The 19,000-nt window shown below is 71.1% G+C and carries 15 protein-coding genes; 7 read left to right on the forward strand and 8 right to left on the reverse strand.

Translation table 11 applies throughout. The features are described from left to right. The first annotated feature begins 28 nt into the window (after positions 1–28). Entirely contained in the window at positions 29–1,477 is a 1,449-nt protein-coding gene (locus WME90_RS05960; RefSeq protein ID WP_437280101.1) for a GuaB1 family IMP dehydrogenase-related protein, read from the forward strand. Positions 1,478–1,679: 202 nt separating this feature from the next. After that, entirely contained in the window at positions 1,680–2,318 is a 639-nt protein-coding gene (locus WME90_RS05965) for a lysophospholipid acyltransferase family protein (RefSeq protein WP_437280102.1), read from the forward strand. A gap of 72 nt (positions 2,319–2,390) precedes the next feature. Here the strand turns inward: WME90_RS05965 and WME90_RS05970 are convergent, their stop codons facing one another. Beyond that, positions 2,391–2,858 (reverse strand): hypothetical protein, encoded by a 468-nt coding sequence (locus tag WME90_RS05970; protein ID WP_437280103.1) that lies wholly within the window; start codon positions 2,856–2,858, stop codon positions 2,391–2,393. Between the two features lie 305 nt (positions 2,859–3,163). Here WME90_RS05970 and WME90_RS05975 point away from each other — a divergent pair, with 305 nt between their 5' ends. Next, positions 3,164–3,598, forward strand: coding sequence for an anti-sigma factor (locus tag WME90_RS05975; protein ID WP_437280104.1), 435 nt, complete (start codon positions 3,164–3,166; stop codon positions 3,596–3,598). 338 nt (positions 3,599–3,936) lie between these two features. Here the strand turns inward: WME90_RS05975 and WME90_RS05980 are convergent, their stop codons facing one another. The 4 genes from WME90_RS05980 to WME90_RS05995 form a co-directional block, all read right to left on the reverse strand. Continuing rightward, entirely contained in the window at positions 3,937–4,533 is a 597-nt protein-coding gene (locus tag WME90_RS05980) for a hypothetical protein (protein ID WP_437280105.1), read from the reverse strand. A gap of 333 nt (positions 4,534–4,866) precedes the next feature. Beyond that, the gene (locus tag WME90_RS05985; RefSeq protein WP_437280106.1) at positions 4,867–5,691 is read right to left on the reverse strand and encodes a hypothetical protein; all 825 of its coding nucleotides are present in this window, start codon (positions 5,689–5,691) and stop codon (positions 4,867–4,869) included. Positions 5,692–5,709: 18 nt separating this feature from the next. Continuing rightward, on the reverse strand, positions 5,710–6,456 hold the full coding sequence (locus WME90_RS05990; protein WP_437280107.1) for a hypothetical protein: 747 nt from the start codon (positions 6,454–6,456) through the stop codon (positions 5,710–5,712). Positions 6,457–6,705: 249 nt separating this feature from the next. Then, positions 6,706–8,007, reverse strand: coding sequence for a serine hydrolase domain-containing protein (locus WME90_RS05995; protein WP_437280108.1), 1,302 nt, complete (start codon positions 8,005–8,007; stop codon positions 6,706–6,708). 611 nt (positions 8,008–8,618) lie between these two features. Between WME90_RS05995 and WME90_RS06000 the strand changes: the two genes are divergently transcribed. Beyond that, on the forward strand, positions 8,619–10,646 hold the full coding sequence (locus WME90_RS06000; protein ID WP_437280109.1) for a DUF4215 domain-containing protein: 2,028 nt from the start codon (positions 8,619–8,621) through the stop codon (positions 10,644–10,646). Between the two features lie 221 nt (positions 10,647–10,867). Beyond that, a complete protein-coding gene (locus WME90_RS06005; RefSeq protein ID WP_437280110.1) occupies positions 10,868–11,626 on the forward strand; it encodes a ribonuclease HI in 759 nt (252 codons plus the stop codon). 162 nt (positions 11,627–11,788) lie between these two features. Here the strand turns inward: WME90_RS06005 and WME90_RS06010 are convergent, their stop codons facing one another. Next, positions 11,789–14,017 carry an NADP-dependent isocitrate dehydrogenase gene (locus tag WME90_RS06010; protein WP_437283564.1) on the reverse strand — a complete coding sequence of 743 codons (2,229 nt, stop codon included), beginning with the start codon at positions 14,015–14,017 and terminating at the stop codon, positions 11,789–11,791. 305 nt (positions 14,018–14,322) lie between these two features. Here WME90_RS06010 and WME90_RS06015 point away from each other — a divergent pair, with 305 nt between their 5' ends. Both WME90_RS06015 and WME90_RS06020 read left to right on the forward strand, forming a co-directional pair. Next, on the forward strand, positions 14,323–15,339 hold the full coding sequence (locus WME90_RS06015) for a peptidylprolyl isomerase (protein WP_437280111.1): 1,017 nt from the start codon (positions 14,323–14,325) through the stop codon (positions 15,337–15,339). A gap of 56 nt (positions 15,340–15,395) precedes the next feature. After that, entirely contained in the window at positions 15,396–15,824 is a 429-nt protein-coding gene (locus WME90_RS06020) for a YkgJ family cysteine cluster protein (RefSeq protein ID WP_437280112.1), read from the forward strand. A gap of 18 nt (positions 15,825–15,842) precedes the next feature. On the opposite strand, the gene WME90_RS06025 is transcribed toward WME90_RS06020, so the two are convergent. Then, positions 15,843–17,300, reverse strand: a complete 1,458-nt coding sequence (locus WME90_RS06025; protein WP_437280113.1) for a protein kinase domain-containing protein — start codon at positions 17,298–17,300, stop codon at positions 15,843–15,845. Next, complete coding sequence (gene gpmI, locus WME90_RS06030; protein WP_437280114.1) at positions 17,301–18,932, reverse strand: 2,3-bisphosphoglycerate-independent phosphoglycerate mutase; 1,632 nt, start codon at positions 18,930–18,932, stop codon at positions 17,301–17,303. Positions 18,933–19,000 lie beyond the last annotated feature (68 nt).

A 19,000-nucleotide genomic window follows, 5' to 3' on the forward strand; every position in this document is an offset into this window, starting at 1 on the left:
CGCCATCACCCTCCCTCGGAGCTTGTGCATGCGCTATCTCCACCCCGAGCGTGACGAGAGCCTCGAGCTCGCGCTCGAAGACGTGTTCCTGACCCCCGGCTACTTCGCCGGCGGCTCCCGCCTCGAGACCGACCTGCGCCCGGCGGACTTCCCCGGCGGCTCGCACCCGATCGTCTCGGCGAACATGAACGCGGTCACCGGCAAGCGGATGGCGGAGACGATGGCCCGCTTCGGCGGCCTCGGCGTGCTCCCGCAGGACATGGATCTCGACACGGTCGAGCGCATCGTCCACCACATCAAGCGCGCCGACCCGCGCTACGACACGCCCCTCTCGGTCTCCCCGCGGGCGACGCTCCGCGACGTGAACGGCATCATCCGGAAGCGATCGCACGACATGGTGGTCGTTGTCGACGACGAGCGGCGCCCGATCGGCATCGTCACCCACGCCGACCTGCGCAACCGGGATCAGTACACGCCCGCGTCCGCGCTCATGTCGTCGCGCCTCATCACCATCCCGGCCGGCACGCCGAACCGGACGGCGTTCCTGCTGATGGAGGACGCGCGCGTGAAGGCGGTCCCCGTGCTCGACCAGGACGGGCGGCTCCACGGCGTACTGACGCGCGACGACGCCGTGCGCCTCGAGCTGCTCAAGCCGACGCTCGACAGCGCCGGCGAGCTCATGGTCGCGGCGGCGATCGGGATCTCCGCGCAGGCGCCCCAGAGCGCCGCGCGCCTGCTCGAGATCGGCGTCTCCGCGATCGTGCTCGACACAGCGCACGGCCACCAGCGCCGGATGATCGAGGCGATCCGGGCGGTGCGGGGCGCCATCGGCGACGCCGTCCCGCTCGTGGCCGGCAACGTCTGCACGGCGGAGGGCACGCGGGATCTCATCGAGGCGGGCGCCGACATCGTGAAGGTGAACGTCGGCCCCGGCGCGATGTGCACGACCCGCATGCAGACCGGCGCCGGCCGGCCGACGTTCACCTCGGTGCTCACGTGCGCCCGCGAGGCGCGCCGCCACGGCAAGCGGGTGTGGGCCGACGGCGGCGTCCGTTACCCGCGCGACGTGGCGCTCTACCTCGCCGCCGGCGCGTCGCGCGTCATGGTCGGCACGACGCTCGCGGGCACGTACGAGAGCCCGGGCGACGTGATGGAGGACCGCGAAGGGCTGCTCTACAAGGAGAACTACGGCATGGCGAGCGCTCGCGCGGTCAGCGAGCGCACCGCCGACCTCGACCCGTTCGAGCGCGCCAAGAAGGCCTTCTTCCGCGAGGGCATCTCGACGTCGCGCATCTACATCCACGAGGGGCGCGAGAGCGTCGGCGCGATCCTCATCGAGATGATCACCGGCGTGCAGTCGGCGTGCACGTACGCCGGCGCGGCGAACCTCGACGACCTCCACGACAAGGCCGTCATCGGTGTGCAGACGCTCGCGGGGTACGGCGAGGGCAAGCCGCACGGCATCGAGCGGCGCTGAGCGAGCGGCGGCCACCGCAGGAGCGCGGCTGCGCTGCCGTGGTGCCGCCGGGCGCGCGCACGCCGTGCGACGTGCGACGTGCGGCGCGCTCTCCGCGCCGCGCTCCGCGTACGCCCGAACAGCGGCGTGGGATGACGGAAAGGTGACGTGACTTCCACCCGGGCCGCGATGAACCTCCGGCTGCTTACCGTCGAGGTCCTCCATGCCGAACGCACCTGCTCCACGTTTTTCCGCGGCGCGCCGCGCCATTCGCCGGTTCATCGGCCGCACCTGGCTCTCCGTGTTCGGCTGGCGCGTGGACGGCATGACGGAGCTCCCGTCGAAGGCGGTGCTGATCGCGGCGCCCCACACCTCGAACTGGGATTTCCCGTTCACGCTCGCGGTCAGCTACGTGCTCGACCTTGAGTTCTCGTGGCTCGGCAAGCACACCCTCTTCGAGCCGCCGTTCGGCTTCTTTTTCAGGTGGCTCGGCGGCGTCCCCGTCGATCGCCGCGACCGGAACAACCTCGTCGCGGCCGTGGTCGACGTGCTGAAGCAGCGCGACGAGCTGATTCTTGTCATCGCGCCCGAGGGCACGCGCTCGCGCACGAAGCGCTGGAAGACGGGCTTCTACTACGTCGCGCTCGGCGCCGACGTCCCGATCCTCCTCGGCTACCTCGACTTCCCCCGGAAGCGGGGCGGGATCCTGCACGTATTCCACCCGACGGGCGACATCGAGGCCGACATGGCCGCGATTCGCCGTCTTTACGATGGGATCGAAGGAAAGCACCCGGAGCGGATGAGCGAGATCACGCTCGGCGTCAGGGAGTCTCCGGCGAACGGGGCCGTGCAGCATCCCTGAGCTGGGGTCGACGGCGCGCGATCCACGCGCGCGCCGCCTTCGGCGTTCTTCACGCGCCGCCTTCGGCGTTCTTCAGCGGAGGGACGGCGCGCGCAGGGACGAGGCCGGCCCCGCCGTGATCCTCGCCGTCAGCGCGCCCGCGAGCGCCCATTCGAACGCGGAGCGGTCGGTGTACACGTTGAAGCGGCCGCCCGTGGCGAGGTTCGCGACCGTGACGCCCATGGCGACGAGCCCTGGCCGCACGAGGATATGGACCTCCTTCAGCTTGTCGGGGTTCCGCAGGTGCCACGCGGTGAGCTTGGCCCGGACGTCGCTGTCATAGCCGGTGCCGAGCTCGAAATCGTCGAATACGACCGGGTGCACGCCCGCTTCGAAGAGGGTCTCCAGGTGCTTGACCGCCGGCTCGATGAGATCGAGCGACGCGTACCCCTCGAGGCGCCTCGTCACGACGTCGACCGCGGGCGTTCGAACGTCGAGGACCCCCCGCCCGGTGGACCAGCGATCGCCTCGTGCTCCGAGCCGTGTGTGTGCCAAATCCATCTCGATTTCGAGACTTTAGTCTACGGGCGGCGCTCCGCCATGCGATCCGTCCTGTCTGCGCCGTTCTCCGACGCCGGGGGCGGGTGCAGCGCGCGGGCGGCGCCTCGCCGGGGCCGGGCGCGAGGCGGCGGGGCCGCCGGCGCGTCGAGCACGTCCGGCGGGCTTGGGCGCTTCCTGCTCCGGCGAGCGCCGTCGGCGTGGCCGAAAGCGGCTATGATGCCGCCGCGGTTTCGGCCGCCGGCCGGTGCCGGCGGTTCGCGAGGCGTCTTCGCCCGCAGCAGAGGGACGATGGAGGAGCTACCGAGATGAGAGGACATGTTTCCAGGGTGCTGCGGCTCGCTGTCGTGGCGTTGGCGTGCGCGCTGATGGCGGGCTGCGGCGGCCCGCTGCGCTACACGCCGCAGGGCATGGGGAAGGCGCCGGGCGCCGACGCCGTGATCGTGGCCGACGTCAACTTCGATGCGGCCATGACCCGCCTCGACATCAATGCGAAGGATCTCCCGCCGCCCGATCGCCTCGACTCGAGCGGCACCGCCTACGTCGTCTGGGCGCGCCCGGACAGCGACTCGCCCTGGCAGCGCATCGGCGCGCTCACCTTCGACCCCGACGCCCGCACCGGCAAGCTCAAGGACGTGAGCGTGCCGCTCACCCGGTTCGAGCTCGTCATCACCCTCGAGAAGGCCGCCAATCCCGAGGCGCCGTCCTCGGAGATCGTCTTCAAGCAAGACGTCGAGTACTGACGAGATCGCGTCTCCGGCGGATGCCTGGCGAGGTACCGGCGGATGCCTGGCGAGGTACCGGCGGATGCCTGGCGAGGTATCCGGCGGATGCCTGGCGAGGTACCGGCGGATGCCTGGCGAGGTACCGGCGGATGCCTGGCGAGGTATCCGGCGATACCTCGCGGGATATCGCCGGATACCTGCCGACGTATCGCCGGATACCTCGCGGGGCAATGCAGGAACGTCGGTCTGGGGTCAACGGACGGCGGCGCCGGCATGGGACGACGCCTCACCCGCCGGGCCAGTACCAGCTGCTAGATTGGGACGGCGGGGGCGGTCTGGGCAATCCCGCGCCGCCGTTAGATCGGCTCGGGCGCCGGTTGCTCAGGCTTCGGCGCCTCGGGCTTCTTCCCCTTGCGCGCCTGCTTGGTCATCGCCCGGAAGTCGTCGAGGACCGGCGCCAGGATGGCGCGGAAGGTCGCGTTCTGGCGGGCGATCGTGCGCGCTAGGTCGAGCGCGGCGAGGCCGGGGCCGATGACGGTCTCGGCGGTGGCGAGCACGTCGTCGTCGAGGTGGCGCGCCAGGTCCTCGAGCGCGTCGGCGACCTTCTGCTGGGCCAGGGCGCGCTTCAGGCGCCGCTCGAGCAACTCCACCTCGAACCGCTCGGGGTCATCGCCGTCGTCCTGGTCCCCGAGCACGTGGAACGATCTCGCGAGCGGGCTGTCCTTGCCGTCCTTGGGGCGCAAGAGCGCGAACAGCTTGGCGAGCGGAGGCCCCAGCACGCCGAGGCTGCGGCCGACGCTGCGCGTGCGCCGGCCCTCCTCGAGCCGCTCCAGACCAGGCCAGAGCGCCTGGATGGCCTCGATGTGCTGGAGTGTCTTCTCGACGCGCTCCTCGATCTGGGCGGCCGAGAGCTGATCGACGTCCGTGGGGTCTTGCACAGGTTGCTTGGGCATGAACCGACCTCCTTGGTTGGGCGCGCGCCGAGCGCGGCGCGCGCGGATCTCGGGAGGCTACGTGGACGTCGTGGCCGGGGGCAACCCGCGCGGCGCGGCGGAAAATTGCTCAGCCGCCGGAAGGCGCTTCCCAGCAGAGGATGGTGTCAATCTCGAGGTGTGGCTCGGCGCCTCGGGCGGGTCGGCCCGACCCGTCCAGGAATCGCAGAGATCGGTGGGCGCGCCGGGCAGGACGCCGGCGCACGCGAGCGGCCGGAGCGGCTCGGGCCCCCCGGCACAACGGGCTACGCCATGCGAATATGGAGCGAAATTTCATGCGAGAGCGCAATGCGCTCAGGCGTTCCGCACTTTGGGGATCGTCAAGTAGACCGGGTCGACGTCTTCCTCGAACTCGTCGTACTCGCGTGGATCGCTCGCGTGTTGCATCTGCATGTGCACCGCGCGCGCGAGCTCTCGCACGCGCGCGGGTGGCGCCTCGGCTCCGTCCCACGCCTCGCAGAGCGCGCGCAAGGTTTCGAGACGTTCGATCAGCGTGGCAAAATAGGCGCGCCCTTCGGCGTTCTTGCTCCGCGCGGTCCGGAACAAAGCCAGCAGGTTGTCGAGATGACCGAGCGCGGGGAACCGGAGAGCCGCGGGCGGGATCTTCGCCACCATCCTGGGCGACGCGAGGTAGCGGCACCACCCGATGGCCACGCCGAACGCAAACGGGTGCGGTCGCGCCGCCAGCTCCGCTTCAGTCGGGGGGGGGCGGGGGTCTGGGTCCTCGGGCTCGGGTGGTATCTCCGGCGGGGCCTCCAGCTCGTCCCACCCCCCGGGCGGCTCGGGGATGCCGAACGCGGCGAGCAGGCTCCGCGCGGCTTGCTGGATCGCGGTCGGGACGTCGGGCGACGGCGTCCACGTGTCGCACAGGGCGTGGAGCATCCGCGCGTGCGCCGTGATCTCATGGATCGGCCTCCCATCGCCGATCGTCACCCGCGATTCCTCACCGTTCAGCGCGATGAAGCGATCGAGGAGCCCGAGGAGCTCCTCTCGGCTCGGCGCAGCACCGAGGCTCTGTGCCACCCGCGGCGCGGCGAGCACCCCAGCGTAGTTCATCATCTGCACCACGCACTGAGCCCATTCGCTGGATTGCCCTTGTGCTCTGGTCGACTCATCCATCGTCGTGCCCTCCACTTGCTAGTTCGGGCTGCACAGCTTGACCCATGGGACGATGTGGCTGCCGATCCTGGGTCGAAACGTGATCGCCGCGCCGACGATGTCGCCGTCATTCCCCAGGTAACAGGTGTACGTGCACCATCCGCTGGTGATGAGGTTCCCGAGGCCCCACGTGTCCGGGCATGGCTTGCACTTGCCGTCCCCGCAGTCGTTGAGGACGCAAATTCTGGCGAAGTCGCATTCGACGCTGGGTTGACACGAGAACGGCCGATTCATGCATTCAACGTTGATTGGGTACCCGTAGGAGAGCGTCGTCGGATCCAGCGACGCGATCCATTGCCCTGCGAGGTCCCAGGCGAGCGGTGCGTTCTCCTCGATGAGCCGCAGCAGCGTTTCTTCGTCGATGGCTCCCGGATCGACGATATGGGACTCAGTCAGTCCGCTGAGGGCGTACGCCGCGTAGCCGGCTCTTGCCTGGGTGAGTGCGAGCTCTACGGGGTCCGCCTTTCGTGCCGCTTCGATCGCCTCTTGCTCCTCGGGCGTGAATCCGCCGCTCCCCTCTGCGCCGCCGCCCGCGGGCTCGGTGTCGTCGGGTGCGGGCTGCGGCGTGTCATCTGCGGGCTGCGTGGCATCGGTTGCGGGCTCGGTGTCGTCGGCTCCGCCCTCGCCTCCTTGCCTGAGGTGGATGGTGCAGGCGGGGACCATCTGCGCGCCGGAGGCGGCAACGATGAGCAATGCGCCAATTCTCGCCAGGATGTTCTTCGACATGATGAACCCCGCCGAGGCAGGTTTTCGGACCAGCGTGCACGTGGATACAGAGCTGGGAGCGGGGCGTCAATCGTGGGACTCACCGCGGTCGAGGGCGACCGTCCCCAGGGTGTAGTGAGCGCTGGAGCGCTCTCCAGGCTCAAGCCCGACCGGAAGCGGGCGTCGGGCGGGGCCTGAGCGCACGCTTGCCGCTCGGCGCATGCCCAGGGGAGCGCGCGGCGGGCGGCGTCGCCGTCGCCAGCGCCGGTATCACTGCTGCGCGGGGCCGTAGACCGCGCGCCGTACGGCGTCTGGAAACTCGCCTAGCATGCCGGCGAAGGCGGTGTTGGTCAGGACGACGACCGTGAGCTTCGCGCTCGGATCGACCCAGAAGTGACTGCCGTAGGCGCCCATCCACTGCCAGGTGCCCGCGGCGGAGGGCATCGTGCTCGGGTCCGGCGCCGCGAGCACCGCGGCGCCAAACCCGAAGCCCCACGTCCCGCCGGCCTGCTGCACCTTCAGCTGGCCAGTCTGATTCGAGGTCATGGCCGTGGCCGTCTCCGGCCGCAGGATCTTCCCGCCGCCGGTGCGCAGCACCTCGAGGAACCGGACGTAGTCGCCGGCCGTGCCGACCATGCCGGCGCCGCCCGACGGATACGAGCGCGGATCGAGGGCGCGGGACGGCGAGAACGTGGCCTCGGCCGGCCCGAGCGCGACGGCGTGCGGATCGGCCATGCGCGCCGGGCGAGGGCGCGCGTCGCCGTAGGGGACGGCCAGCCGGCCGGGATCGGCGACCGTGAACGAGGCGTCGAGCCCGAGCGGCCCCGTCACGAGCCGGTGGACCACGTCCGGCAGGGGCGCGCCGCCCGCCTTGGCCACGACGCCCCCGAGCACGTCGGTCGCGAGCGAGTAATTCCACGCCGTGCCAGGCTCGAAGAGGAGCGGCGCCTGGGCGAGCCGCGCGAGGTTCTCGTCGAGGGATAGCCCGGGCTGATCGAGGCCGTCCGACACGCGCGCGCGGTGATAAGGCCCGTCCTTGGGCTCCGAGAAGGTGTAGCCCAGGCCCGCGGTGTGGGTGAGCAGCTGCCGCACCGTGATCGTCGCGGCCCGGCCGTCCGCGAGCCGGGGCGCGAACGAAGGGAGCCACTTCGTCACCGGATCGTCGAGCCCGAGCGCGCCCGCGTCCACGAGCGCAAGGGCGGCCGTGGACACGATCGGCTTGGTCAACGACGCGAGGCGGAACACCGTATCTTCGCGCATTTGCCGCCCTGCCTCCCGGTCGGCGAAGCCGGCGGCGCGCCGGTAGACGATCTCGCCGTCGCGCGCGACGAGGACGACGGCGCCGACGATCGGCCCGTCCGCGGTGGCAGCGTCGATGACCGCATCGAGCCGGCGCCGGAGCGCCTCGTCTCCTCGATTCGCCGTCGACACGGCAGGAGGCGCCGGCGCGGGCGCCGCGGCCGGCGCTGGGCTCCCGCACCCTCCAAGGGCGGCCGGCAGCGCGGAGAGAAGCAGACCCGAAGCGATCGCAGAGACCGAAGAGAGGAGCATCTTCATCGTGATCGTATGCATGGTGGATAACTCCAGCCGACGTGCTCATCGAGGGGCTGCGCGCCCCCGACGCCCGTTGGGAGCCTAGCTTGCAGCCGCAGGAGGTTCGTCCGGAGAGTAGCGGAGGACCATCACGATGACATCGTCTCGCAGCTGCTGCCCTGCCATGGGGCCCACGAGGCCCTTCACGATGGCGCTGGGCGACATCCCTTGCGCCGCGAGCGCGTGGAATTGCTCTGCGAGCCCCCGCGTCCCCAGCATTCCGCCGCCAGCGGCCTTTCGCCCCGCGGGACGCCGGAGCGGCTACGGTGACTGGGCCGCGCGCCCGACGGAGGGGCGTCCACCGTCATGGGCGCCCTCATGGGCGTGGCCGAGGGCCCTGCGCGCTGCGAGCGCCGCCCGTCGCGATAGGGGCTCTCCCGATCGGTTTGGGTGCTGGCGTCCTCTCGATTCCATATCAGTCTAGTGCGCTCATGATCGACCGCCTGCGTGTCCGTCAGGCTCGGATCGGGCCTTGAAGGGACATCGCCGTTCCCGCGAAAAGCGGAGGAATCGAGGTGTCAGTGCGAGCGGACCTCTTCAGAAGCGCTCCGTTCACGAAGGTTCTGTCTCCGCTCGTCATCGCAGCTGCGATGATCGCGGTCGACTGCGATCGTCCCCGGCAGGCGCCTTCGCCGGAGGCCGGCGACGGCGGGAACGGCGGGCGCGAGGCGAGCGGCGGAGGCGGCAGGAACGGCGAGGGCGGCGGCGACGGAGCGCCTTGCGTCACGGCCGCGGACTGCCCCGGGGTCGATGACGCGTGTCAGCGGCGCACCTGCGAGGGCGGCCGGTGTGGTCTCGACGCCGCGCCGCCTGGAAAGCCCGTGGCCGAGCAGGTCCCGGGCGACTGCAAGGAGCGCGTGTGTGACGGGCACGGCGCCGTGATCGAGCGCGACGACGATCGAGACGCCTTCTCCGACGGAGACCCGTGCTCGGCCGACGTCTGCGTCGCCGGAGCGCCGAAGAACCTCCCGGCGCCGGCGACCACGGAGTGCGGCGGCCCCGACGCGATTGGAGCGCGCTATTGCGACGGAAACGGCGCCTGCGTCGAGTGTCTCGTCGCGGGCGATTGCCTGAGCAACGTCTGCGTCGAGAACAGCTGTGTCGCGCCCGATTGCGGCGACGGCGCGATGAACGGCGCCGAGACCGGCGTCGACTGCGGCGGTCCGGCGTGCGTGCCGTGCGCGGATCTCGAGGCCTGCCTCACCGGCGCGGACTGCCGGAGCGGGATCTGCGAGGACGGCAGGTGCCGCGCGTCGTCGTGCACCGACGGCGCGACGAACGGGGCGGAGACCGACGTCGACTGCGGCGGTCCGGCGTGTGTGCCGTGCGCCACCGGCAAGACGTGCGCCGCGGACAGCGACTGCTTGGGCGGCCGCTGCTCTGGGACGACGTGCCTCCCGTCGTGCAGGGACGTCGTCCGGAACGGGGCGGAGACCGACATCGACTGCGGCGGCCCCGCGTGCGTCGGGTGCGCCGCCGGCATGCGCTGCGCCACCGGGCGCGATTGCCTGAGCCACGTGTGCAGCTCGGCCGGGACCTGCGCCGCGCCCGCGTGCGGCGATGGCGTCGTCAACGCCGCCGCTGAGGCGTGCGACGACGGCAACGCGAGCAACACCGACGCGTGCCTCACCGCGTGCGTCGCCGCCACGTGCGGCGACGGGTTCGTCCAGGCCGGTGTCGAGGCGTGCGACGACGGCAACGCGAGCAACACCGACGCTTGTCCGACGACCTGCGCGCGCGCCGCCTGCGGCGATGGGTTCGTGCGCACCGGCGTCGAGGCGTGCGACGACGGGAACCGGAGCGCTGGCGACGGGTGCAGCCCGGGGTGCCTCCTCGACGGCTGCGGCGACGGCACGGTCCAGGCCGGCGAGGAGTGCGACGACGGCGACACCGACAGCACCGACGGTTGCCCCATCACCTGCCGCTCCGCGAGGTGCGGCGACGGCTTCGTGCGGGACGGCGTCGAGGGGTGCGACGACGCCAACACGTCGAGCGGCGACGGGTGCAGCGCGGCCTGCGTCGTGGAGGCGAGGTACACCTGCCGGGGCACGCCGAGCGTGTGCACGTACTTCAAGGAGCGCAACTGCGGCGACGCCGAGGACGACGACCTCGACGGCCAGACGGACTGCGCCGACCCGGACTGCGCGCTCGGCTGCGACACGGCCGACGGCGCGTGCTCGCCCGGGCAGGTGCTGTGGGTGCAGTCGTCCACGGACGTCCCCAAGACCGTCACGGATCGCGCGGTCGCTGCCAGCGTCCTTCCGGTCGTCTCGAGCGGGGCGATCCGTCGCGTGAGGCTCGAGGTCGACATCGCGCATTCGTTCGACGGAGATCTCGATATCTCGCTCACGTCTCCTGCTGGCTCGACGGTCGATGTCTCGAGCGACAACGGCGGCTCCGGCGACAACTACCGCAGGACCGTCTTCGACATGGGCTGCGCGGCCTCGGTCACGGGAGGGATGGCGCCGTTCCGCGGGTGCTTCCGCCCGGAGGCGTCGTTCGCGGCCTTCCTCACGGGGCCGGCGAACGGCACGTGGACGCTCCGGGTAGGGGACGACGCAGCGTCCGACTCCGGCACGCTGACCTCGTGGTCCCTCGCGCTCTGCATCGATCCGTGATCGCCCAGCGTCGCCGCCGCACGCGCCGTCCGTCACGCTATTGGCCGAGCGCGCCGAGCGCGCCGAGCGCGTCGAGCGCGTCGTCCGCCACGCTATTTGTCGAGCGCGTCGAGCGGGCTGCTGGGAGGGCGAGCGCGGCCGCGCCCGTCCGGCTCGAGGGCCGCGCTCGTCTGGCATGGTCTCCCGTACCGGCGGCCTTCGATCCATGCCAGGGTGCGCTCGTGCCCTGGGTTCGTGCATCGCTTCGAGGTCAAACCGTCTATGCTCGCGCCGACGCTGCCGGCGCCTTTGCCGCGGAGGAGGGCGGGGGCGTCGAGATCCGCTACAAGCCGCACGACGGCCGCCGGTACAAGGCGCGCGCCGACAACCTGACCGTCGTCGACCCGAAGGTGCTGCCCGACGACACCTGCGGCCCTGCCGAGGCGGTCGTGAAGGCGCGCGCCGGCGAGCCGTCCGAGGGGGGCGCGGGCGCCCCGGCGCCGGCCGGGCCCGGGCGCTCGCAGCGCAAGGCGTCGGCGAAGGGCGCGACCGCGGTGGCGCCTGTCCCGGAGGGGGCGGTCATCGTCTACGCCGACGGCGCGTGCTCGGGCAACCCGGGGCCCGCGGGGCTCGGCGTGGTGATCATCGACGGCGGCCGGCGGGTCGAGCGCAGCGAGTTCCTCGGCACCGCGACAAACAACATCGCCGAGCTGACGGCCATCCTCCGCTCGCTCGAGGAGGTGGACGATCCGGGTCGGCCCATCGTCATCCACACGGACAGCCAGTATTCGATCGGCGTGCTCCAGAAGGGGTGGAAGGCGAAGGCGAACGCCGAGCTCATCGCCTCTCTGCGCGAAGCCCTCGCCGCGCGCCCGCGCGCGCGCCTCGTGTATGTGCCGGGGCACGCGGGCGTGCTGCTCAACGAGCGCGCCGACGCGCTCGCGCGCGAGGCCGTCCGAGAGCGCGCGTCCCGTCGGGCGGTGTACCCCGGCTCCGGCTGAGGCCGGGGCGGGAATCAGGGAACCGGATAGAGCCTCAGGCCCGCGGGGAGGGAGCTCTCGGCACGGCCGAACAGGCCATATCCGAGCGCGGCATGCATCGGGGAGAACGGTAGGCCCGCGGGGAGGGCGGCTCGGCGATCTCCCGCCGAGCCGCCGAGCGGCTCAGGAGAAGCCGTCGATGGCCGCGTTCAGCGTAGCGCTGGGCCGCATCGCAGCGAACGTCTTTTGATCGTCAAAGTGGTAGTAACCGCCGAGGTCGACGGGTTTCCCCTGCGCGCCGATCAGCTCGCCGTCGATCTTGGACTCGTTGTCCGTCAGGGTCGCGGCGAGCTTGCCGAACTTGGCCGCCAGCTCCTTGTCCTCGCTCTGCTTGGCGAGGGACTGCGCCCAGTAGAGCGCGAGGTAGAAGTGGCTGCCGCGGTTGTCGATCTCGCCGACCTTGCGCGCCGGGCTCTTGTTGTTCTCGAGGAATAGGCCGATCGCCGTGTCCAGCGCCTTCGCGAGCACCTTGGCCTTGGCGTTGTCGGTCTTGTTGGCGAGGTCCTCGATCGAGACCTGAAGCGCCAGGAACTCACCGAGCGAGTCCCAGCGCAGGTAGTTCTCCTTCTGCAGCTGCTGGACGTGCTTCGGCGCCGAGCCGCCGGCGCCGGTCTCGTAGAGGCCGCCGCCGGCCAAGAGCGGCACGATGGAGAGCATCTTGGCGCTGGTGCCCAGCTCCAGGATCGGGAACAGGTCCGTCAGGTAGTCGCGCAGCACGTTGCCGGTGACGCTGATCGTGTCCTTGCCCTCCTTCATGCGGCCGAGCGTGAACTTCATCGCTTCCACAGGGCTCTTGATCGGGAGCTCAAGGCCCTTTGTGTCGTGCTCCGGCAGGTAGGCCTTCACCTTGGCGATCAGGTTCCTGTCGTGGGCGCGGTTCTCGTCGAGCCAGAACACCGCCGGGGCGCCCGTGGCGCGCGCGCGGGCGACGGCCAGCTTGACCCAATCCCTGATCGCGACGTCCTTCGTCTGGCAAGCGCGGAAGATGTCGCCAGCCTCGACCTCCTGCTCCAGCAGGGCGTTGCCGGAGGCGTCGACGACGCGCACCGTGCCGCTCTCGGCGATCTTGAAGGTCTTGTCGTGTGAGCCGTACTCCTCCGCGGCCTGCGCCATGAGCCCCACGTTCGGCGAGCTGCCCATCGTGCGCGGGTCGAACGCCCCGTGCTGCTTGTGGAACTCGAGCGTGGCCTGGTAGATGCCGGCGTAGGAGCGATCGGGGATCGTGAACTTGGCGTCGTAGAGCTTGCCGTCCGTGCCGTACATCTTGCCGCTGGAGCGGATGGCCGCCGGCATCGACGCGTCGATGATCACGTCCGAGGGCACGTGCAGGTTGGTGATGCCGCGGTCGGAGTCGACCATGGCCAGCGTCGGGCGTTGCTCGTAGAGGGCTTTGATGTCCGCCTCGATCTTCGCCTTCTCGTCCGCCGGCAGGCTCTGGATCTTGTTGTACAGGTCGCCGATTCCGTTGTTCGGGTCGAAGCCGACCTTGGCCAGCGTGGCCGCGTGTTTGTCGAGCGCCTCGGCATAAAACACGCTGACGGCGTGCCCGAAGAGGATCGGGTCGCTGACTTTCATCATCGTGGCCTTGAGGTGCAGGGAGAACAGCACACCCTGCTTCTTCGCGTCCGCCACCTGCTCGGCGTAGAACGCGCGCAGGGCCTTGGCGCTCATCACGCTGGCGTCCACGACCTCGCCCGCCTGCACCTTGACGCTCGGCTTGAGCACGGTCGTCTTGCCGCCGGCGACGAGCTCGATCTTCAGCTCCTGCGCCTTGTCCACCACGACCGACTTCTCGCTTCCGTAGAAGTCGCCGCTCGACATGTGCGCGACGTGGCTCTTCGAGTCACGGCTCCACGCGCCCATCGAGTGCGGGTGCTTCTTGGCGTAGTCCTTGACGGCGGGAGAGGCGCGGCGATCGCTGTTGCCCTCGCGCAGGACGGGGTTCACGGCGCTGCCGAGCACCTTGGCGTAACGTGCCTTGATCGCCTTCTCCTCGTCCGTCTTCGGATCGGAGGGATAGTCCGGCACGGCGTACCCCTGCTGCTGCAGCTCCTTGATGGCGGCCACGAGCTGCGGGATGGAGGCGCTGATGTTGGGCAGCTTGATGATGTTGGCGTTTGGCGTCTTGGCCAGCTCGCCGAGCTCTGCCAGGTGGTCGCCGAGCTTCTGATTGTCCGTCAGGCGCTCCGGGAAGTTGGCGAGGATGCGGCCCGCCAGGGAGATGTCGCGCGTCTCGACTCGGACCCCGGCGGCTTTCGTGAACGCCTCGACGATCGGGAGGAGCGAATACGTGGCCAAGGCCGGCGCCTCGTCTGTCTTCGTGTAGATGATGGTAGAATTTTGCGTTTCCACTATTTCCTCGAGGGTTGAGCGCCAGATGTCCGGCCCGGTCCCGTCTCCCTCGATGAACGGGACGACGGGGTTGTCCGCCACGACCAGCGTGCTTGCCGGCGACGTGGAGATCGGTTGTCCTTGAGTGGGCTCGCGGAAGGTTGTCGTATGAGGCCGCTTACCGCGCCGGGATCGCTGAAGCAACAGGCTGGACAGCCGCGGGGCCGCGCCCTCTCTGCGGGTCGCGGAGGCGCACCGCGTCAATCCGAGCCGCGCTGCTCCGGAAACGCGTGGAACCGGCTGGAGCCCAGTGGTAGAGGCGCGCGATGCGTGTCCCGCTCCGCCGCGCCCTCGCCGGGCTCATCGTCGCCGCCGCCCTCGCTTCGCCGCTCGCCCACGCGGTCGTGAGCGAGCGGATCGTCGCGGTCGTCGGCGATCGCGCCATCCTGCTCTCGGATCTGCGGCAGCGCGCACGCCCCTTCCTGCTGCAGATCCAGGCCAGGGTCCCGCCGGGCGCGCAGCAGGCGGCGGCCGAGTCGCAGGTCCTCCGCGATCTCATCCAGAAGATGGTGGACGAGGAGCTCGAGGGTCAGGCCGCCGAGAAGGCCAATGTCCGCGTGACCTCCGAGGAGATCGAGAACGCCTTCCGGAACATCGCGGCCGCGGAGCAGACGACGGTCGAGGAGCTGTTCCGGATGGCGCGGGCGAGCTCGGGGCTGACCGAGCAGGAGTACCGCGACGAGATCCGCCGGCAGATCCTCGAGGGGAAGATGCTGCAGCTCCGGGTGAAGGGCCGGGTGCGCATCACCGAGCAGGACGTGCGGTCCGCCTTCGATCGGCTCGTGCGCGAGGAGCGCCGGCGGCGCGACTACCACCCGGCGTGGATCGTCCTGCGCGTCCTGCCCGGAGCGAGCGCCGAGGCGGTCGAGGAGCGCCGCGCGCTCGCCGTGGCGCTCGCGGAGCGCGCGCGCCGCGGCGAGGATTTCGCGGCCCTCGCGCGGCAGTTCTCGGACGACACCGCGACCCGCGACGAGGGCGGCGATCTCGGGGTCCGCGCGCCGCAGGGGACGCAGGCCGCGGCGACCGGCCAGCGCGAGGTGATGGCCCCGGAGCTCGAGGCCGCGCTGATGGCCATCGAGCCGGGCGGCGTGACCGCGCCGATGCGCGCGGGCGACGCGTTCGTGGTCATGAAGCTCCTGAGCCGCCAGCCCTCCCGCTTCACGACGCTCGAGGCCGCTCGCCCGGAGGTCCTCCAGCGGCTGCAGGCGGAGATCATGACGAAGGCCAAGCAGAAGTGGCTCGACGACCTGAAGCGCGGGACGCACGTGGAGGTCCGGCTCTGACGCGCCCGGGCGAGCGCGGCGCGACGGACGCGGGGCGCGCGGGCGGCCGCGGCGATGTGGTCGTCCCCGAGTGCACCGCGTGCGGCACCTGCTGCTTCTCGACGCTGCCGGAGTACGTCCGGGTCTTCGGTTGCGACTACGATCGCATGGACGATCGCGCGCGGCGGTTCACGCGTTTCATCGGGAACCGCTGCTACATGCACATCGAGGACGGCCGCTGCGCCGCGCTCACGCTGGACGCGGAGCGCGGCCGCTTCCTGTGCTCGATCTACGAGGTGCGGCCCGACTGCTGCCGCGCGCTCGAGCGAGGCAGCGGCGCGTGCGTGGGCGAGCTGCACGAGAAGCGGGAGCGGCCGCTCCTAGCGCTCGAGGCGCTCCGCCGCCGGGCCGGCGCCAAGGGGGACGCGAGCGGCGAGGGCGGCCCGGGCGGCGCGAGCGCCGCCGGCGGCGCGGACGGCGCGGGGAAGGCCGGAGGCGCCGCGTAGGCGCAGCCAGCGTCGTCGTCAGGGCGACGCGTCCCTGTCCGGAGGCGGCGGCGCGCCTGCGTCGAGCGCGCTGCGATCGATCCGCATGGTCACGTCGAGCGTGACCGTCTGCCCTGCGGAGACGGAGATCGTGCGCTTCTCCTCGGGCGCGTTCGGGTGCCGGAACGTGACGTAGTGCCGCCCGGCCTGGAGCGGGATCGCCCGCGCCATCGGCGTCACGTCGACGAGCTCCCCGTCGATGACGACCTCCGCCCACGGCCTGGCGAGGACCTTCAGGTAGCCGCGCTCCTCCGATCGCGCGCCGGGCTGCCTGTCCTCGGCGCTGGGCGGCGCGGCCTCGTCGTGCTGGCGGAGGCCGAGCTCGATGAGCGCGCCGCCCGCGATGACCAGCGCGAAGATGCCGACGAGACGGCCCACGTCGGGCGCGAGCGACGGCGCGCTGCGCCGCTCTGCGGCGGGGCGCGCGGGCGGCGCCTGCGCGGGCGGCAGCTCGTCCCCGCCGAGCTTGGCCGCCGCAAGGGCTCTCCCGATGAGCACGCGAGGCTGCGGATGACCGCGCTCCGCGAGCTCCTCGGCCAGGGCGTCCGCGACGGCGCGGCCGTTCTCGTAGCGCTGCTCCGGCTCCTTCTCGAGGCAGCGGAGCACCACGCGCTCCAGGCCGCGCGACACGTCGGGCACGAGGCCGCGCAGCGGCTGCGGCGGCGCGCTGCGGATCCGGTGCGCGACGGCCCTGCCTTCGGCCCACCGGTCCTCGTCGCGCTCGCGCGGCGCGCGGGGCGGCGCTGACGCGCGGTTCGACGCATTGCCCGCGTCCGCCGGCCCCGCCTTCGGCTCGTCGAACGGGCGCACCCCGGTGAGCATCTCGAACAGCACCACGCCGAGCGCGAACACGTCCGCCTGCGGCCCGGCGTCCGCGCCGAGGATCTGCTCCGGCGCCATGTAGTCGGGCCGCGCGAACGTGTCGCTGCCCTCGAACGGCTCGGGCAACGAGGGCAGCCGGCCGTCGGACGCCGCCGCGAACTCCAGGATCTTCACGCCGCCAGGGGGCGTGATGACGACGCGCTCGGGGCGCAGCTCGCGGTGCACCACGCCCCGCTCGTGCGCGTGCCCGAGGCCGCGCGCGATCTCCAGCGCGATGGCCGTCGCGGCGCCCTCGTCGAGGCGCCCCGCTCGCGCGCACAGGGCCGCGAGCGTCGGCCCCGAGAGCGGCTCCAGCACGAGCCATATCCGGTCGTCGTCGCGCTGGAAGTCGTGGATATCGATGATGTTGGGGTGCCGGATGCGCGCGAGGATCTTCGCCTCGCGCTCGAGGCCGGCCGCGAACGCGCTCGCGGCCGACACCGTGGGCTTGAGCGTCTTGATCAGCGCCGCCCGGCCGAGCCCCGCGTGCTCGGCCCGGTACGTTACGGTGAGCGCCCGCGCCGAGACGGCCTCGCGCAGGATGTACGGGCCGAGCTGCCTCTGGTCCGCGCCCACTTACCGCTGTCGGACGCGGAGCGAGCGCCCCGTCATCGCCGCAGGCTGCGGGAGGCCCATGATCTCGAGCATCGTCGGCGCCACGTCGCAGATGCGGCCGCCGGATCGGAGCACGACGCCGGGGTCGCTCTTGTTCAGGTAGTAGAGCGGCACCGGGTTGAGCGTGTGGGCGGTGTGCGGGTTGCCGTGCTCGTCCTTCATCTGCTCGCAGTTGCCGTGGTCCGCCGTGATCATCAGCGCGCCGCCGGCCTCGCGCACGGCGTCCGCGATGGCGCCGAGCCCCTTGTCGACCGCCTCGTTGGCGTGGATCGCGGCCTCGAGGATGCCGGTGTGCCCGACCATGTCCGGGTTCGCGAAGTTCACGAGGATGAAGTCGTACTTGCCGCTCTTGATCGCGGCCACGACCTCGCTCGCGACGCCGGCCGCGCTCATCTCGGGCTTCTTGTCGTAGGTGGCGACGTCGCGCGGCGAGGGCACGAGCTTCCTGTCCTCGCCCGGGAACGTGTCCTCGCGCCCGCCGTTGAAGAAGTACGTGACGTGCGCGTACTTCTCGGTCTCGGCACACCGGAGCTGCGTGAGCCCGGCGCGGGAGATCACCTCGGGGAACGACTCGGTCACCTCGTCCTTCGGGAACGCGACCGGCAGCTTGAGCGCCGCGTCGTACTCGGTCATGCCGCTGTAGCAGTGCTCCTGGAAGGCGAAGACCGGCTTGCCGCGGTCCGAGAGGAGCTCCAGCACCTCGGCCGGCAGGTTCCGCCGCGTGAACATCGCCGAGATCTCGCGCATGCGGTCGGGCCTGAAGTTGACGGCGAGGCCCACCTCCTCTCCCTGCCACTCCCATCGGGGCTCCGTCGAGGCGAAGTCGGCCACGAAGTCGCCCTTGATGCCGTTATAGTCGCCGATGCGGACGGGCTCGACGAACTCGTCCGTCTTCCCGAGCGCGTACGACTGCTGGATCGCGTCGAACGCCGTGTCGGCCCGCGGCGCGTCGCCGCGCACGATCGCGGTGTAGGCCTTCATGACGCGGTCCCAGCGCTTGTCGCGGTCCATGGCGTAGTACCGGCCCGAGATGGTGCCGATGACGCCGATGCCCTCGAGCGCCTGCTCGATCTTCTCGACGTAGCCCCACGCGCTCTTCGGCGGCGTGTCGCGGCCGTCGAGGAACGCGTGCAGGACGAGGGGCACCTCGTGGAACTTCGCGAGCTGGATCAGCGCGAGGAAGTGGTCGAGCGAGGAGTGGACGCCGCCGTCGGAGACGAGCCCGAAGAGGTGCACCCGGCACTTGCGGTCCTGCGCGATGCGGAACGTCCGGTCGATGATCTCGTTCGAGCCGAGCTTGTTCTCGGCGATCGCGACGTCGATGCGCGAGATGTCCATCAGCGCGATCCTCCCCGCGCCGAAGTTCAGGTGGCCGACCTCGCTGTTGCCCATCTGCCCCACCGGGAGCCCGACGTCCGGTCCGCTCGTCCCGATCAGCGTCTTCTCGGAGTCGCGCTTGATCGCGTCGAGGTTCGGCATCGCCGCGAGGGCGATCGCGTTCTGGTCCTTCTCTTCGCGCTCGCCGAATCCATCGAGGATGCAGAGGACAAGCGGACGGGGGCGTTGTGTGGGGGAGGGGGCTGCTTCGCTCATGGCGGCGGAATCTACAACGAACCCGCGGCGATCGGAGGGGGGCTGCTCACGGAATTTCGCCGGGCGAG

This window comes from Sorangium sp. So ce375 (assembly GCF_051473855.1).
Classification (GTDB): Bacteria; Myxococcota_A; Polyangia; order Polyangiales; family Polyangiaceae; genus Sorangium.

Coding starts and splice junctions, on each gene's coding strand:
- WME90_RS05990 (WP_437280107.1), bottom strand. CDS start 6,456: ATGTCGAAGAACATCCTGGCGAGAATTGGCGCATTGCTCATCGTTGCC.
- WME90_RS05970 (WP_437280103.1), bottom strand. CDS start 2,858: ATGGATTTGGCACACACACGGCTCGGAGCACGAGGCGATCGCTGGTCC.
- WME90_RS05985 (WP_437280106.1), bottom strand. CDS start 5,691: ATGGATGAGTCGACCAGAGCACAAGGGCAATCCAGCGAATGGGCTCAG.
- WME90_RS05995 (WP_437280108.1), bottom strand. CDS start 8,007: ATGCATACGATCACGATGAAGATGCTCCTCTCTTCGGTCTCTGCGATC.
- WME90_RS06000 (WP_437280109.1), top strand. CDS start 8,619: ATGATCGCGGTCGACTGCGATCGTCCCCGGCAGGCGCCTTCGCCGGAG.
- WME90_RS05980 (WP_437280105.1), bottom strand. CDS start 4,533: ATGCCCAAGCAACCTGTGCAAGACCCCACGGACGTCGATCAGCTCTCG.
- WME90_RS06015 (WP_437280111.1), top strand. CDS start 14,323: ATGCGTGTCCCGCTCCGCCGCGCCCTCGCCGGGCTCATCGTCGCCGCC.
- WME90_RS05965 (WP_437280102.1), top strand. CDS start 1,680: ATGCCGAACGCACCTGCTCCACGTTTTTCCGCGGCGCGCCGCGCCATT.
- gpmI (WP_437280114.1), bottom strand. CDS start 18,932: ATGAGCGAAGCAGCCCCCTCCCCCACACAACGCCCCCGTCCGCTTGTC.
- WME90_RS05975 (WP_437280104.1), top strand. CDS start 3,164: ATGAGAGGACATGTTTCCAGGGTGCTGCGGCTCGCTGTCGTGGCGTTG.
- WME90_RS05960 (WP_437280101.1), top strand. CDS start 29: ATGCGCTATCTCCACCCCGAGCGTGACGAGAGCCTCGAGCTCGCGCTC.